Source organism: Salinicoccus sp. Bachu38, assembly GCF_038561955.2.
Classification (GTDB): Bacteria; Bacillota; Bacilli; order Staphylococcales; family Salinicoccaceae; genus Salinicoccus; species Salinicoccus bachuensis.
This window is the reverse complement of sequence record NZ_CP138333.2, coordinates 781,078-796,807: the sequence shown is the minus strand read 5'-3', so window position 1 is coordinate 796,807 and position 15,730 is coordinate 781,078. Positions and strand designations below refer to the sequence as shown.

The 15,730-nt window shown below is 47.8% G+C and carries 12 protein-coding genes; 2 read left to right on the top strand and 10 right to left on the bottom strand.

Annotated features, from left to right (window positions below; all coding sequences use genetic code 11):
- Window positions 1-123: 123 nt before the first annotated feature.
- Window positions 124-2,976, top strand: a complete 2,853-nt coding sequence (locus RQP18_RS03960) for a glycosyltransferase family 4 protein (protein ID WP_373446127.1) — start codon at window positions 124-126, stop codon at window positions 2,974-2,976.
- On the top strand, window positions 2,977-4,617 hold the full coding sequence (locus RQP18_RS03955) for a heparinase II/III domain-containing protein (RefSeq protein ID WP_342388864.1): 1,641 nt from the start codon (window positions 2,977-2,979) through the stop codon (window positions 4,615-4,617). It abuts the gene before it with no gap.
- A 50-nt stretch (window positions 4,618-4,667) separates the two neighbouring features.
- Here the strand turns inward: RQP18_RS03955 and RQP18_RS03950 are convergent, their stop codons facing one another.
- The 10 genes from RQP18_RS03950 to RQP18_RS03905 all read right to left on the bottom strand — a co-directional run bounded on the left by RQP18_RS03950 (window position 4,668) and on the right by RQP18_RS03905 (window position 15,698).
- A complete protein-coding gene (locus RQP18_RS03950) occupies window positions 4,668-5,222 on the bottom strand; it encodes a GNAT family N-acetyltransferase (protein WP_342388863.1) in 555 nt (184 codons plus the stop codon).
- 98 nt (window positions 5,223-5,320) lie between these two features.
- The gene (locus RQP18_RS03945) at window positions 5,321-9,676 is read right to left on the bottom strand and encodes an LPXTG cell wall anchor domain-containing protein (protein ID WP_342388862.1); all 4,356 of its coding nucleotides are present in this window, start codon (window positions 9,674-9,676) and stop codon (window positions 5,321-5,323) included.
- A gap of 205 nt (window positions 9,677-9,881) precedes the next feature.
- Window positions 9,882-10,403: a DUF6241 domain-containing protein gene (locus RQP18_RS03940; protein ID WP_342388861.1), complete on the bottom strand. Its 522-nt coding sequence runs from the start codon at window positions 10,401-10,403 to the stop codon at window positions 9,882-9,884.
- A gap of 200 nt (window positions 10,404-10,603) precedes the next feature.
- Complete coding sequence (locus tag RQP18_RS03935) at window positions 10,604-11,140, bottom strand: GIY-YIG nuclease family protein (RefSeq protein ID WP_373446126.1); 537 nt, start codon at window positions 11,138-11,140, stop codon at window positions 10,604-10,606.
- 113 nt (window positions 11,141-11,253) lie between these two features.
- Window positions 11,254-11,484 (bottom strand): type II toxin-antitoxin system RelB family antitoxin, encoded by a 231-nt coding sequence (gene relB / locus RQP18_RS03930; RefSeq protein WP_342388859.1) that lies wholly within the window; start codon window positions 11,482-11,484, stop codon window positions 11,254-11,256.
- 67 nt (window positions 11,485-11,551) lie between these two features.
- Complete coding sequence (gene fosB, locus RQP18_RS03925) at window positions 11,552-11,974, bottom strand: metallothiol transferase FosB (protein WP_342388858.1); 423 nt, start codon at window positions 11,972-11,974, stop codon at window positions 11,552-11,554.
- Between the two features lie 106 nt (window positions 11,975-12,080).
- Entirely contained in the window at window positions 12,081-12,905 is an 825-nt protein-coding gene (locus tag RQP18_RS03920) for a PhnE/PtxC family ABC transporter permease (protein ID WP_342388857.1), read from the bottom strand.
- Window positions 12,902-13,714, bottom strand: coding sequence for a PhnE/PtxC family ABC transporter permease (locus tag RQP18_RS03915; RefSeq protein ID WP_342388856.1), 813 nt, complete (start codon window positions 13,712-13,714; stop codon window positions 12,902-12,904). Before RQP18_RS03915 ends, RQP18_RS03920 begins: the two co-directional genes overlap by 4 nt.
- 10 nt (window positions 13,715-13,724) lie before the next feature.
- Window positions 13,725-14,597 (bottom strand): phosphonate ABC transporter ATP-binding protein, encoded by an 873-nt coding sequence (phnC, locus tag RQP18_RS03910; protein ID WP_342388855.1) that lies wholly within the window; start codon window positions 14,595-14,597, stop codon window positions 13,725-13,727.
- Window positions 14,598-14,651: 54 nt separating this feature from the next.
- The gene (locus RQP18_RS03905) at window positions 14,652-15,698 is read right to left on the bottom strand and encodes a PhnD/SsuA/transferrin family substrate-binding protein (RefSeq protein WP_342388854.1); all 1,047 of its coding nucleotides are present in this window, start codon (window positions 15,696-15,698) and stop codon (window positions 14,652-14,654) included.
- Window positions 15,699-15,730: the final 32 nt, after the last annotated feature.

Here is a 15,730-nt window from a genome sequence, read left to right as displayed (position 1 = left end):
CATCATCGTAGTTTTCAGATCACAAACTTCTCATTCATATAAGTAATTTTACACATTTAGGGTAAAAGTATATATATGCAGGGGGAATATAAATGAACCGCTACTAGAATTGCTGAGGTGAAGATGATGAGCTACTTTTATGCTGCAGCGTCCTACGCTGCATTGAATGCCGGCATGCAGGGTCGGGCGTCCCGGCTATTCAAAAAAGGATTGACCCATCGGCTGAATGCACGCGAGCCGGTGCTGAGCATATACTTGAGACGCTCCCGCCATGCGTTCGTTTACAACCAGCTGGACACGCTCAGCCTTGACGGGACATACCGCGCATATCTCAAAAGCATCGTGCTGAAACATGAGAAAAAATATGAGGAAGCCTGGATGAGGATCAGGGATATCCATGAGCCGTCCCTGCTTCCGCTCAAGATCCGGATCCTCTACGACATGAAGCAGCTCGACAAGCTGATCGAACTTTCCGGCGAAAAAGTGGATGTGCTGGGACACCTGGACCGTCACCAGAAGGAGACCCTGCTGGCATTCATGCTCAGGGCACACCATTTTAATGAAGCGGAAAGGATGATCGAACAGACGAAGCAGCACCGGGCACGCCTTCGAACTCTATTCCATACTGAGAGCAGCCAGGCGATCGCCAAGTACAGATGGCATCCATTCAGGGAAAAACATCTGAATATGGCACAGGACCCCGGACCGGAAGACTTCCCGGCACTGGCTCCTGTCATAGAGTCGCTTGACACCCCCCTCCAGGATGCGGCACATGTATTACTGGTCAACAGGTTCCATGATCAGCCTGAATATAAAAATGCACTCGACAGCACATCCGTCAGTTATCTAAATGACAAACCGGATCTCCTTCAATATGTATCACTTGAAGCACTCCATACCCTCGAATTCAAAATACCACAGACAGACTCCGCCACCTCACAGCTGGAAAGACTTTTCGAGCACTACCACGGCGGCAATGACAGCAGAGAAATCATCCACGCCATCCATGAACTGCTTCCGCAGGTCAAACTGACCCGCAACCATATCCGTTCGCTGAGAAAAATGGTTCTGGACGGTACCCTGGACCTTGAGGATGAAAGGGTAATCCGGCTCTTCAAAAAAGACAGACGGGCTTATACCGTATTCCAGGATTCCGCCATGTTCATCGATCCGGCAGTCAATCGGAAGGTGGATGACTTCATCCACTCCAATTTCCCGGGCCGGACACGCGAGCGGATATTCCAGCCGGTGGTCAACGCACTTGTCCAGTCGACTGAAAAGACCCGGTTGCCGAGGCACTTCTTGCGCCATCTGGAAAATAATCGCCACAAGAAGCTCTTCAATATGTATATTCTCGTCCGGCATGCCTACCGGACGGGAGCCACGACCCAGGCCGAGGTGTACATCAATGAACTCGTACCGGAGGAGCAGTTCAAACTGAGGCTGTATCTGGCCAAAATCCAGTTCAGCTTTGGCGAACTCGAGGATGCCCTCGCCCAGGTCGAGGCGGCACAGCGTATCAGGGAAAGGGACCCGGACCTGTTCCGCCACTTCATCCGCATCCATCATTATACCGGCGACATTACAAACCGCTTCAAGTATGTAAAGAAGATGCAGAAAGACTTCCCGAACAGACTGATCGACCGGGAATATGAGATGGCCGAGGATGAATACATCCTGTTCCGCGAGGAATGGAACCTCGATATCGATACGCCGCCACTTGATGACCCCGATCCATCAAAGATACTGTTCGTGTTGAACAAGGCCTATCCGGTCATCAACGGCTACACCGTCCGTTCGGATGAAATGATCCAGAGGGTGAAGGAGCACGGCTATCATCCCATCATTGCCACGCGGCTCGGCTGGACTCCGGAACATGAAGGGTACGACACGCCGGCTCGGTATGATGACGGAATCGATGCCCACTATATCGACCGCTCGGACGAATATCTGACATACCGTACACCGCTCAGGACATACTTCGAACAGTATGCCAGGGAAATCACGACCATCGTGGAGAGGGAACGGCCGCACATCATCTATGCCGCCTCCAATTTCCAGAACGCCTACGCCGCCCTCGCAGTCGGGAGACGGATGGACATCCCGACCATCTACGAAGTCAGGGGGCTGTGGCAGTATACACAGAGTACAAAGAATCATTATTTCTACCAGTCCGAACGGTTCTATCTGCATGAAAAATTTGAACTGAAATGCTGTGAACTCGCCGATCGGATCACCTGCATCAGCGAAAGCCTTAAGGACTTTCTGGTGAGCAGAGGCATCGAGGACTCCAAAATCACCGTCCTGACCAATGGCGTGAACACAGCTGCACTCACACCGGTCCACAAGGACGAGACACTCATCCGGAAATATACCCTGGAAGACAAGGTCGTGCTCGGATTCATCGGTTCCATCACGGACTATGAAGGCCTCGACCTGGTGCTTGAAGCGGTCCATTCAATCAACAGGAATCAACTGCATCCCAAGGAATTTGTCTGCATGATCGTCGGCAAGGGCCCTGCCAAAGAGGCCCTCATCAAAAAGGCACGGACCTTGAACATGACGGACCAGGCCATCTTTCCCGGAAAAATTCCGCGGGAAGACGTCCAGAGCCACTACTCCGTCATGGACATCGCCCCCTTTCCAAGGAAAAATGAACCGCTCTGCCAGCTAGTGACGCCACTGAAGCCGTATGAGGCCATGGCAATGGGGAAGAAGGTCATCGTCAGTGATGTCGCTGCCCTGAAGGATATGGTGATTGAAGACGTCAACGGCAAAATATTCAAGGCAGAAGATGTGGAATCCCTCATCAGTGCAATACTCGAAACCGTCGATGATGAACAGCTGGGTGTCCGGACAAGGGAATGGGTCGTCGCCAACAGGGACTGGAATGTAGTCATCAGGAATCTGTTGGAACTGCTGCCTGCTGCCCCCGACACAAATGAGAGCAAAGAGGAAAGCGAGGCGACGGAATAGATGAATTTGAATTTTGACGTACACAAAACCGCGCTTCTGAAGCGGAACATCCAGCAGAACAGCAAATTTCTCCAGTATGCAGATGAACTGCTCGAAGGCAGATATCTCGTCCACCCGAGCCTCGACGGACTGAAGTTTGAAAGCACGGTGGACTGGGACATCCAGACGGAAAAGAACCCAAGAACCGCACAGATCTATCTGCATTCGATGGACTACTTGAACTACCTGGTCTATGCCCATAACGAGACAGGCGAAGACAGGTATCTGGAGAAGGGAAAGGCACTCCTTGAGGATTGGCATCACCACCATGCCGATGCAGGGAAGCATGAGACGAAAACCAATCTGGCATGGAATGAACACGCCGTCTCAAGCCGCGTTGTCAATGCGCTGTGGCTGAAGGCCCACAAGCCCGATGCACTTGAATCCGATGATCAGTTCGAGACGTTCATCCGGCAGCATCTGGACTTTCTGGCCGATGATACAAATTATATGGAAAACAACCACGGCATCATGATGGACAAGGCAATCCTCATCATCGCCCTGTTCATGGAAAACGTAGAGGCCAGAAGTCCCTACATCACCATCGCCAAGACACGGTTGGAAAAAGTACTGCTGCGCGACTTCAGCCATCAGCATGTCCACCTGGAAAACTCGCCCGAGTACCACCGCCTCGCGGTGCGGTGGTTTACAGAACTGTCAAAGCTTCTGAAGGAAATGGATGCCGGCTTCCATCGGACCTACTACAATAAGATCAAGCGTGCAAAAGACTACCTGGGCTCAGTCATCGATTATAACCATCAGCTGCCATTGCTTGGTGATACCGGAACCGTCAACATGTCAGTCGATAAAGTGCATGACGACTTCTTCGATGCCGAAGCGGGGGTGAGCATATTCAATGATGAAGCCAAACGCTCGACACTCGTATTCAGTGCCGGCTTCCACAACAAAGCCCATAAGCATCTGGATGATCTGTCCTTCATATTTTCAGTGAACCGGGAAAGCATCTTTGCAGACTCCGGCAAATACAGCTATGCAAAGAACGATCCCTTCCGGTCACATGTCATCTCTCCAGCCGCCCATACCACACTGTGCGTCGAAGGTGAGGACTACCCGATGGACGTGATCGGGGACGTAGGTCTGACAAACTACTACACCACCGGCAGATACAAATACGTCAGTGGCGAAAACAACCTGTATGACGGCGTTTCATTGAAGCGTCATCTGATACTGATAGACGGGGACAAACTGTTCATCGTCGATGATGCGGCTTCGGAAACACCCAAAAGTTTCATACAAAATTTCGTGCTTGATGACGGTGTCCACGTGGAGCAGACGGATGCCCATGCGATGAAGCTCTCCACTGCAGACAATACCTACCTCTTTAAAAGCCATATGGGAGGGATGGAAACATCTATATTCCAGGGCAAAAAAGACATGGCCGTCATCTCAAAACAATTCGGTCAGTTGACCGATACCCACCGGATTGAAATCAGTATGAAGGGCGACCGCGCACGCTTTTTCACAAGCTTTGTACCGGAAGGCGACGTGGTGACACTCAATGCTTCAGATGAGGACGCCGTCTCCTTCGACATCAATGGCAGGACATTTGACATCCCACTTGAGCCGATGAAGAGAAAGTGATGGAAACGAATGGGCGGGTACCCTGTCGCAGGTATCCGCCCATCAAAGTTCTATTTATAATAGTCGCGCCTAACGATGCCATAGAGTGCACTGTCACAGATGCCCTGATTATTGCGGTCCGACTGCCGGGTCGTCCCTTCATACAGCAGACCGCACTTCTCCATCACCCTGCCGGAACCGGGATTTCTGGTGTCATGCTTCGTTTCGATGCGGTTTAATCCGACGTCTTCGAAGAAGAAGCGGATCAGCCGTCCGAACGCTTCCGTCGTGTACCCCTTCCCCCACCACGCCTTGCCGATGCAGTAGCCGATATGGACCATCCCGACAGAGTCATCCGCATCCACTACACTGATTGTGCCGACCGGTGCGTTCAACTCCTTTGGCACGATGGCCCATTGATAGAAATCATATTTCTTATATTCTTCTGTCCAGTGGCCGATCAGTTGCCTGGTCACTTCCAAAGACCCATGCGGCGGCCAGGTCAGGTATTCCGTCACCTCCGGATCCGATGCCCATTTGTGATACATTGCTTCTGCATCATCCGAAGTGAGCTTCCGGAGCACGAGTCGTTCCGTCTCCAATTTTTGTGTGCCAAGATGCTGCATATGTATCTCCCCTATCTGGTTTTACTCATTATATCATTCAAGATTTTTCACAAAATAGAAGACCTGCAGGAAATTCCCACAGGTCTATTTCATCATTCCTAGTTTGGTCGACGTCTCGTGAAGTAGATTACAGCGCCACCAATGGCCATAAGCAGTGCTGCTGGGATTGCGACATTCTTGGCAGCAATTCCCGTATCCGGCAACATTTCCTGCTCAGTGTCATTTTTCTCAGCTGCAGCAACAGTCGTGTCTGTGGATGCTTCGCTACTCTCAGCAGTTTCACTTCCAGAAGTCGTCTCTTCTCCGGATGTACCATCGGAGTTCACTTCAGTTACCACCACATCATCGTCTGTAGTCGCGTTCTCAGAATCTTCTTCTGCACCCTCTTCAGTCAACTCACCATATTCAACAGCAAATTGGCTGAAGCTGTCTTTTGTAAATACAACGTAGCCATCCATCACTTCAAAGGCCAGTTCAGTCAATGTCTCTCCGGATTCGCCAAGGTAATAGACATTTGAAACCGTGCCATTGGCCGGGATGGAAACTGTTACGGATGCTTCAGGCTCGTATTCATTGCCGTCTGCATCGAGCAGTTCGATGTCATAGAGGTCGTGTGGATTTGAGATCAGGCCGGAGTCCTCAAGAACTTCGACTGACACCTGAACGCCCTCAAGTTCACCGGTAGCACTTGAAACCGTTATACCGCTTGCCTCGTCGACAACAGAAGATCCTTCAATTGTAGTCCCGGTTTCATTCTCTTCCTGTGTACCAGTACCAGAGTCGTCGGAAGGGGCATCAGAATCATCTTCAACTTCATTGTCTCCCTCACTTGCTGGAGGCGCCTCTGTAGAATTATCTTCACCAGTCAGTTCTTCATCAGTTGGTTCCTCTTCGGTAGGCTCATCGACCGGTTCTTCCTCAGTCGGCTCCTCTTCCGTAGGCTCATCAACCGGCTCTTCCTCAGTCGGTTCCTCTTCCGTTGGTTCGTCGACTGGCTCTTCCTCAGTCGGTTCCTCTTCCGTTGGTTCGTCGACTGGCTCTTCCTCAGTCGGTTCCTCTTCCGTTGGTTCGTCGACTGGTTCCTCGTCAGTCGGTTCTTCACTTTCGAAATCGTCAGGATTTTCTCCCTTTTCCCAGACATTGATATTTACGTTGTGTAGAGTTAGGTCATTCTCCTTTTCATTAAACTCATAGTAACTAAGAGAGTGGCTTCCGGGAGTTTCGGCAACACCTGTCACATAAAAGCCATTGTAAATGAAATATGGACTGGTAGCGTAGGCAAAGCCTATTTCCATATCACTGGGAACTTCTATTTCAGTAAATTCACTCCCGGTATAATAAGTTTCATATTGTTTATACAATTCAGAGAAATCTTCGAACACTTCTTCTCCCACTGTATAGTTCTTAGTAACTGTAATCTCGTCTTGTGGTGTAACACCTTCAGGAAGTGGCTTGATCAGATAGTCATAGTTTTGTATTGGCTTACCATCAACTACACCTTCCTTATCTTCTTCCCACTCATCAGTAATATACACAGTCATATTGGTCACATAGTTTACTTCCATAAACCCTGGGTACGGTCCGCCTCCACCTCCACCACCAACACGTCCGGCTTTTCTAGTAACAACTCTGTAATTCTTTCCTGTTTCTTCTTTAAGCTGTTCTAGATATCCATCAAGTTGCTTTGAGTATGAACCTTTCTCAAACTTAATTCTCCCAAGATCTTGACCAGTGTAATAATCTATAAATGCCAGATTCCCCATATAATTTTTTTCAATATCAATCTTTTCAGGGTTTTTTTCGATTTTATCGTTTTGATTCAAGGAATCAAGATATACTTCAATGAAATATCCTCTTCCTTCATATAAGTCCCCATAGCCCGCGCTATCTTGATTTATATACTTTTCCACAACATCTTCATAGACATGAAGCTCATCAATATTAAAATATGTTGGATGGGACATATAATACTCTGATAGGGCTCCTTTAATCGATTCATCCATTGTTTCAGTGCGTACATACTCCCTGTCGTATTTCAAACCATCACCATCAATGATACGAATCGATCGGTATACCATTTCAGATGTTGAGTCATCATACAATTCTTCTTCAGGGACACCTGGTAGAATCATGTCATTATCCTCATCTGGTCCCAACCCGTCTACATAAATATTATATTTTCTATTACTGGTACTGTAGTAGTAGTCATCGGTATGCACTTCATAATCAGTCAGTTCGGTATTGGAAACCATCATATTTACATTATTAATTTGGTTGTATTCATCTATGATACTGCTTAACCTTTGGGAAAAGAACTGACCATATACTTCCAAGGACATGACTGTCTTACCTGTTTCTTCGTCAATCAATGTCAACTCATTTTTGACATCCGAATTTGCATCCTCATTTTCATAATAATATTTTTTCTCTTCCACTTGTTGGAGGTATGCTTCAGAAGGGTTATATGCTTCATAATAGACAATAACATCATACACGGGACGAACTTCTGAACCATATTCCATTCCTTCTTCCATTTCAGCATCCACATATTTAAAAAATGGAGCATCATTGTTCACAGAGTCAACAATCATTTCTTGAAATTCCCGACGAATTTGATTGTCTATGGTGCCTCCCCAAGTTTCTAAATAACGAGTATCATCTACACCACCTTTATCCATATTAAAGAACCGCATTATGACTTGTCCTGTTCTAGGTACAATATCGTCAATCAGTTCCTCTTCCGGAACCAAATCTTTTAAATTCGGCATATTATTATCAATCAAAGTGACCACAATATGGTTTCTGGTTACTATTTGTTTTTTTGCGTCTTCATCCACTCGACTATAGATACCTATATTGTGCTCATTAAGTTTATCAACAGTGTAGTTTGTATCATTTTCTGCATTCAGTTCATCAATAATTGAGACTATATCAGATTTGTAATTCTCACCTTTTGTTATCTTATAATCAAGATCATAATTTTCATTTCCGATTTTTATCTGCAAGGTAATATGATTCTTGTATTCAGTGGTATATCCTTCCTTATTTTCCTGTTCCTCAATGCTTCGGCTTGGTGGAACCTCAGTACCTACTACATCTCGAATATATCCAGGAATCATCTCTTCAACAAAGTCTTTAGGAAGTACTTTTTGGCCTACTTGTTCGTTGACAGCAAACCCATACTCATCAATATCATAAGAGTATTCGTATACCCCATCATCCAAATAGATGTAACCTGCTCTATCATTCAGCACTTTATCCAGAATGTCATGGTATACCTCATCATCATTTTGGGATCCACTAGAATTATCTTCTTCGTTAAGGTCATCGTCGACTTCTTCTGGATTTTGTTTAGGAATGTCTGCTCCTATTTTCGCTATCTCATCATCGTTAAGTTCTATTTCTATGAAAGCTGCAGGAATGATGAGATCTCCTTGAACGACCTCTGTAGCGTAGCCTTCCTCATCAACTTCATAATGATATTCATATATACCATTTTCCAAATAGATATATTTATCTGGATTTTGCATGACTCTAGATAGCACAGCAACATAATGATCCACCTCTACAGCAGTATATAGTAATTCACCATTCTGGTAGATGGCATTCTCATCGTATTCCTCATCAGAAGGTGCTTCATCTGACGCTTCTTCATTAGATTCCTCATTAGTCCCTTCTTGATTTGAATTTTCTTCTGAAGATTCCTCGATTAATTCTTCTTCTACAACTTCTTCATCGACCTCACCACCAGCGAACTCCTCTTCAGTTGATCCTTCAACACTCTCCTCTTCTACTGAGGGTTCTGAAGGTTCGACTTCCTCGGTAGGTTCATCTTCTAGTGGTGATTCAGTCGATTCCTCAGCTTCGTCTACTGGTGTCTCTTCTGGATACTCCCCTTCTTCGGATTCTTGGTTTGAACCTTCAGGTGCTACAACTTCCTCCTCATTTCCCTCTTCAGTAGCCTCACCGTCTAATTCGGTTGATCTTTGCTGTGGAATACTTGCCCCTATTACATTAATTTGATCGAGAGTCAGTTCATAGTTAACAAACTGCGTCGGGATGACTTCCTCGCCTATAGTATAGTTATAAGCATATCCACCCTCGTCTACCTCGTAAGTGACAGTATATACCCCACCGTCTACAATATACTGATTTGGATTCGCTAACACAGTATCAAGAACGCTTCTGAAATGATTTGCCTCTTCACCTGTGTAAATTACATTTCCTTCGTTATCATATACTGCATCCTCGTCATACCAATCAGGGAATTCTACATGGTCTTCAGGATCTCCTACACTATGTGATTCATCCCCTCCCCCAATTTCCTGACTGCCATCTACCCAATCATCCGTTTCTGATGCATCAACTGTTCCTGCCAGTGGTGTTGCTATTGTCAGTGCCAGTACACTTGCCAATGATGCTTTCATTAAACGCTGTCTTTTTTTACTTTTCAAGTACGATCTCCTCCAATTATCTTGTTGCGTTCATATATATTTGATCGCTAATGACATTATGTAACTTGCTATTATGTAAATATTATCCTATACATTGAAAATTTTTACAATGTAATTCGTGAAGAATTTAAAAAATTTAGAATTTAAATTTTGTAGTGGAGTTAGCATACTTTAATCCAAATAAAAAAGCAGGCCCATGACCTGCTCAATCAAAATGTCTGATTTTATATTCCATTTCTTCTTCCGGCGTCATAAAGCCTCTTGCCTTACCAACATTGCCGTTCTGTTCATTCCATATGGTGTTGTGCACCTGCACAGCATTTGAGAAGTCTCCCTCCATCCATTCCTCAAGAGCCTTCATATAGAACTCCCTATATGCATAATTCGATTCCTTGGCTGTTTCGTACTTCTGCTCGATTCGCTCATCCGTAATTTCAAGATGGCCCCATTTCTGTGTCGCCTTGACCTTCTGGTGTGTCATATGGTGTAGACTGTCTGCGAACTGGCGTTCACTCGGCAGGCCATCATCCGATTTCTCATCAGATACTTTAAACTCGCCTTCCGAGCTGGAGTCGGCCAGTGCCGCAAGTTCTTCATCCTCTTCAGGCATTTCCGCTTCTTCCGCAACAGATTGGTCGAGTGCATTTCCGATGCTGTTTCTCACATCGGAGAAGTTGAACGCTATTACACCTACAGCAATCACCCCGAGTACTGCGACAACTGCCACGCTCCATAAAACCACCTTGGTAAAACTTGTCATAAAACCGTCCTTTCATGATGTTGTGTTAATTTGGGTTACTTTCCATATTATGGTTTAATACAGTTTAACATTCTCTACTATCAAAATGTAACCCCTTCATCAGAAAAGCACACATTCCTTTTAGAAACTTGCAATAAAAAAGGAGCGCCGAATGGCCCTCCCTGATATTACGCCGTCGTCCGCTTGTGGCTCGTACGTATCTTCTGCTTTCTTACATCTTTATCCTCACCTGAACCATATGCCCATTTAAGATATTCGGGAACATAGTTGTAGGCGATGATCTTCTCGAGCCGCTTTCTGAACATGTAGTTCTGCTCGTCTGTAATCCTGTAGATGACGATGTTCATGTTCCTCTTCTCCAGCACGCCATTGAACGGCTTCAGACGCTTCTCCTCTTTCGACGGCTTCTTCTCGAACGGCTTGCTGAAGTGGCGCTTCAGTCGCCTTGCGATGTTCGTACTGTGGCCAACATAGAAGAGATCCGAACCCTTGTAGATCAGATAGACACCAACCAGCGCCTCATCGTTGGACAATTTGAATTGCTTCTGAATCTTTTCATCGAGATCCTTGTGGTCGACCGCCCGTCGCCCATCACTCGTCTTAATAATTGAAGGAGCAATCTGACCCGACTCGATCCCCTTCTTCCAGATTCTTTTCGATTCCTTGCCAAAGTTCTTCATTACCCTGTCTAGCTGCTTATTCATGTTTCTGAGCTGTCTCGCCATAATAATCACCTCAAGATACCTATTCCCCAGTATCCCGATTCCACACATTAAAAATGATTGCCATGGTATCCAGGCCTGTGTTCTTATGTGATCTAAAGACCAAGCATGCGTTCACTTTCGTCCAAGCTGTACACCGTCTCATCTTTATTATATGCTTCCATTGCTTTCTGATGAATCTGGATATCGATTTCGTCTTCGACCTTTTCGATAGTTAACCTTTTTATAAATTCGAATGTACTGAGACCGTACACCTTGGAGTAGTGACTGATAATTTCTTTATCTTCCTTAGATACTCTGATTGTTATTGTTTCAGAATTGCTCATATCTATCGACCCTTTATATTACATTATAATAGATCTATGTCATTGAATAAATTTACCATCATATCTACTATTCATAAAACTCCATATGGGGCTTGGCTTCCTTATAATACTCAAGCCTGTCCTTCATGGTGCCGGTATGAAATTCAAATTTATGACCATCCGGATCAGTGAAATAGATTGAGCGTCGATCCCGGGTGTCCCGCTTCCGACCTTCCAGTATATTGACATTGCAGGAATGTAGCTTCTTCACCATATCGTCAAAATCCACCTCATCAATCGAGAAAGCGATATGTGTATAGGAGTCGCGAATTTCATTCCTTGGAATTCCCCGCTCTTCATTCAAAGCGAGCCATATGCCGTCCAGATCGAAATAGGCGGTGGTCCTCCCTTTCACTTTCAGGTCTGCCCCAAAGACGTTTCTATAGAATGTGACGGACTTCTCAAGGTCGGACACGGAAAACAACAGATGATTGATGCCTTGGATGGTCATTTAATTTCCCCTTTCTTTCATTCCTTCATACTACCATTATAATGGTTTTCAAAAGAAAACCCGCACTCCCGGATGGTAGCCTGGAAGTGCGGGTGGGCTATCTGCTCTAAGCTGCCTGCTTCAATCTATTCGCCACAAGTTCAAGAAGGATGGCGACAATGAGGATAAGGTAGGTGATCATGCCGACTTCATGCATGTCATAGTAGAATGTACTGGACATGAAGAGTTCGTAGCCAATGCCTCCTGCACCCGCTGCGGCGCCCATGGCAACGGCGATGCCGAAGTTGGTCTCAAAACGCAGGAATGTCCATGCGATCAGATATGATTTGGTCTGGGGCAGGACGACCTGGAACAGGATGTGGGTGTAGCTGGATCCTGTGGCTCTCAGTGCTTCAATCTTGCCTGCATCAATCTCCTCGAACGCCTCGGAGTATGCTTTGACAAGGTAGGCAACGGAATGGAACAGCATCCCGATGACGGCGGCGACGGAACCGAGTCCCGCCGCGATGGCAAAGATGAGTACCCACAGTACGGTCGGCACGGCACGGATGACTGTGATGAATGTCTTTATCGTCATGCTGAGCCATGGCTTCGACAGGTTCATAGCCGTGCCGAAGGCCAGGAACAGCGAGATGACGGCACCGATGACGGTGGAGAGGAAGGCGAGTGATAGTGTCACAAGCACCTGCCACATGGCTGTACCGAATGTGACCTGATTGAACTGGGGCGTGAGGAACATCGTCTTCAGATTATCGAGTGTACCGATGATGGCCGGGACAAGTTCGAGTCCCTGGTAGTCCAGCAGGAAGAACCCGATGATGGTGAAGAGGAGCGTCCCGATCATCAGTGCACGGAACCGCATCTGTCCCCTGTTCGCCTTATTGATCTTGATCTTTCCGTTGCCTGTGGTTTCCAGATGGCTGTCCATCATAGTATCTCCCTCCTTATCCAGTTGGATACCCATTCGATCAGGAGCACGGCGATGACGATGGCGAGCGTGATGAGCGACACCATCTCATAGTCGAGCTGCTTGTAATAGAGGTCGAACAGGTATCCGATGCCGGTGCCGGTCAGAAGCCCCACCAGTGTGGCACTGCGTATGTTCGTTTCGATCATGAAGAGAACCCAGCTGAACATCTGCGGCATGCTTTCCGGAATGACGGCCTTGGCAATCACCTGCGGGTATGTCGCCCCCGTCGCCTTCAGCGCCTCGACGGTGTCACTGGATGCTTCATCAATCGTCTCGATGAATGCACGGACCAGGAAGCCGAATGTCGTGAAGAAGAGTGCCAGGAATCCTGTCGCGGCATTCGTTCCGAAACTGATGACCAGGATCAGCGCCCAGGCGACGACGGGAACATTCCGGCTGATGGAGGCCACGAGTTTGGATATGTACATCAGCGGCGCATTGACTGCAGTGAGCTTCGAGCCGGTGATGGCGAAGATGACCGCAAAGAAGGCGGCGGTCGTCGTCGACACGACGGAGATCAGCACCGTCTGCCAGAGCAGGTTCAGTACGGTCGGCAGCCGGCTGAGGGTGCTGCCGCTGAAGAACATGTTGGCGAGCAGCCATTCAAGTGCAGCCGGTATCGCAACAAGTCCTTCGATATGATCATACTCTGTGACCATTCCGGAAAGGATGATCAGTGCGAGTATGATCAGCGCAATGACGGACAGCCGAATGTGCTTCTTTCTGATGATGTTCACATCAACTACATGCTGTGGGTTTGTCTTTTCCATAGCCACCCGCCTATTCCGTAATCAGTTCGTCCAGCTGGGATCCATAGATCCGGCTGACCGATTCTGAAGTGATTGCATCCGGCGCATCGTCGAAGACGACAGTGCCATCATTGAGCCCGATGATGCGGTCGGAATACTTCCTTGCCACTTCCAGCTGGTGGAGGTTGACGATAATCGTGATGCCCCGCTCCTCTGATATCCGCTTCAGGTACTCCATGATGACGCGGGATGCGTTCGGGTCGAGCGAAGCGATCGGTTCATCGCAGAGGATGATCTTCGGATCCTGGATGAGGGCGCGGGCGATGCCGACCCGCTGCTTCTGTCCACCACTCAGTTCATCACAGCGCTTATAGATGTGCTCCCCGATGCCGAGTTCCGAAATGATGTCCAGTGCCCGCCGCTTTTCATCCTCCGTATACATGGAAAATATGCCTTGGAGGCTGTTCTTGTACCCGAGCAGACCATGCAGTACATTCTCGAATACACTGAGCCGGTCCACCAGGTTGTAGTGCTGGAAGATCATGCCGATGTCCGTCCGCATGCGGCGCAGACCGCGCCCGCGCATCGCGAGTGTGTCCTGCCCTTCAAAATGGATGGCACCGCCGCTCGGTTCGATCATGCGGTTGATGACCCGGAGCAGCGTCGACTTGCCGGCGCCCGATGGCCCGATGATGGAGAGCAGCTCCCCCTTCCCGATGTTGAATGAAATGTCCTTCAATACGCGCTTGTTTCCGGTGTAGGACTTGTCGATGCTCTTTATTTCCATGATCGTCGGCAGAGTGCGCCTTTTTGGTTTTTCCGCTTCCTCGAAGAAAGGAAAGATGACTTCATCCGTTTCCTTCTCCACTGCCCTGTCTGTTCTATCAAGTGTTTTAACACTCATCCGTATCCCTCCAAAAATAAATAAAGGGAGTGCGGCTCCCTTCATTTTCATTCCCTATTGGCCAAGTTCCCTGATCGGGTCGAACCATTCATCTTCCACGACAACGAACTGCTCATCCGCAGATTTTGTAAAGAGGCCCGTCTCTTCGGAATCCTCAGGCAGGAAGATGTTCTCGTTGTTCGCCACTTCCTCGGAAGTGAAGGCATCCTGCAGTTCCTTGATCTGTTCTTCGCTCAATGTATTGCCGTTGGCGACGAATGGCGCGTTCAGTACCGGTGTGGCGGAAAGGATGCCGAACTCTTCGCCTGCAAGATTCTCGAATGGTGCCGCTGCACCTTCAGAAACCGTATAGATGGCACCCGGTGCGTTTTCCTCGCCTTCCGACACTTCGACGTAGTTGTCGAGGCATGTATCACAGAACGCTGCGAGGTCCGCTTTGCCGTTCAGCAGATTTACTGCCGAGCCCTGGTGGGAGTTGCCGAACATCACTTCACTGAATACATTGCCGTTTTCTGCAATCTGGTCGATTTCAAGATCTTCATAGCCTTCCTGCTCACCGAAGTGGCTGACCAGCGTGCTGCCCGGCACCTTGAAACCGGATGTGGAGGATGGTGAGACGAAGGAGAACTTTTTGCCTTCAAAATTATCGAGTGCATATTCACCGTTTCCATCTTCATACTGCTCCATGTTTTCAGGCAGTGCCGCGAACCAGCTGTGGTACAGGGCATCTTCTTCCGTGCCGCTTGGGCCGGATGGCACCGCAAGTGGAGTGAGCGCGTCGTTCCTTTCTTTCGCCTGTACGTAGCCTTCAGCTCCGGTGAATGCAAGGTCCGCATTGTCATTGACGAGGCTCTCTATCGCGATGGCATAGTCCGTCGTCAGTTCATGTTCGACTTCCTGGCCCGTGGCATCTTCTATGATGCTGCCGATCTCATCCCTCGCGTCAGAGAGTTCGTTTCCGGATTCATTCGGATACCAGACGACCGTAAGCGGTTCTCCGCTGCTATCTGCGCCTTCGGCATTCGCCTCTCCCTCCGAATCATTACTGCATGCGGAGAGTAAAAGGGACAGTGATGCCAGGCCAACCAACCATTTCTTCATTGATATGCAACTCCTTCATTTTTTTGATTCTA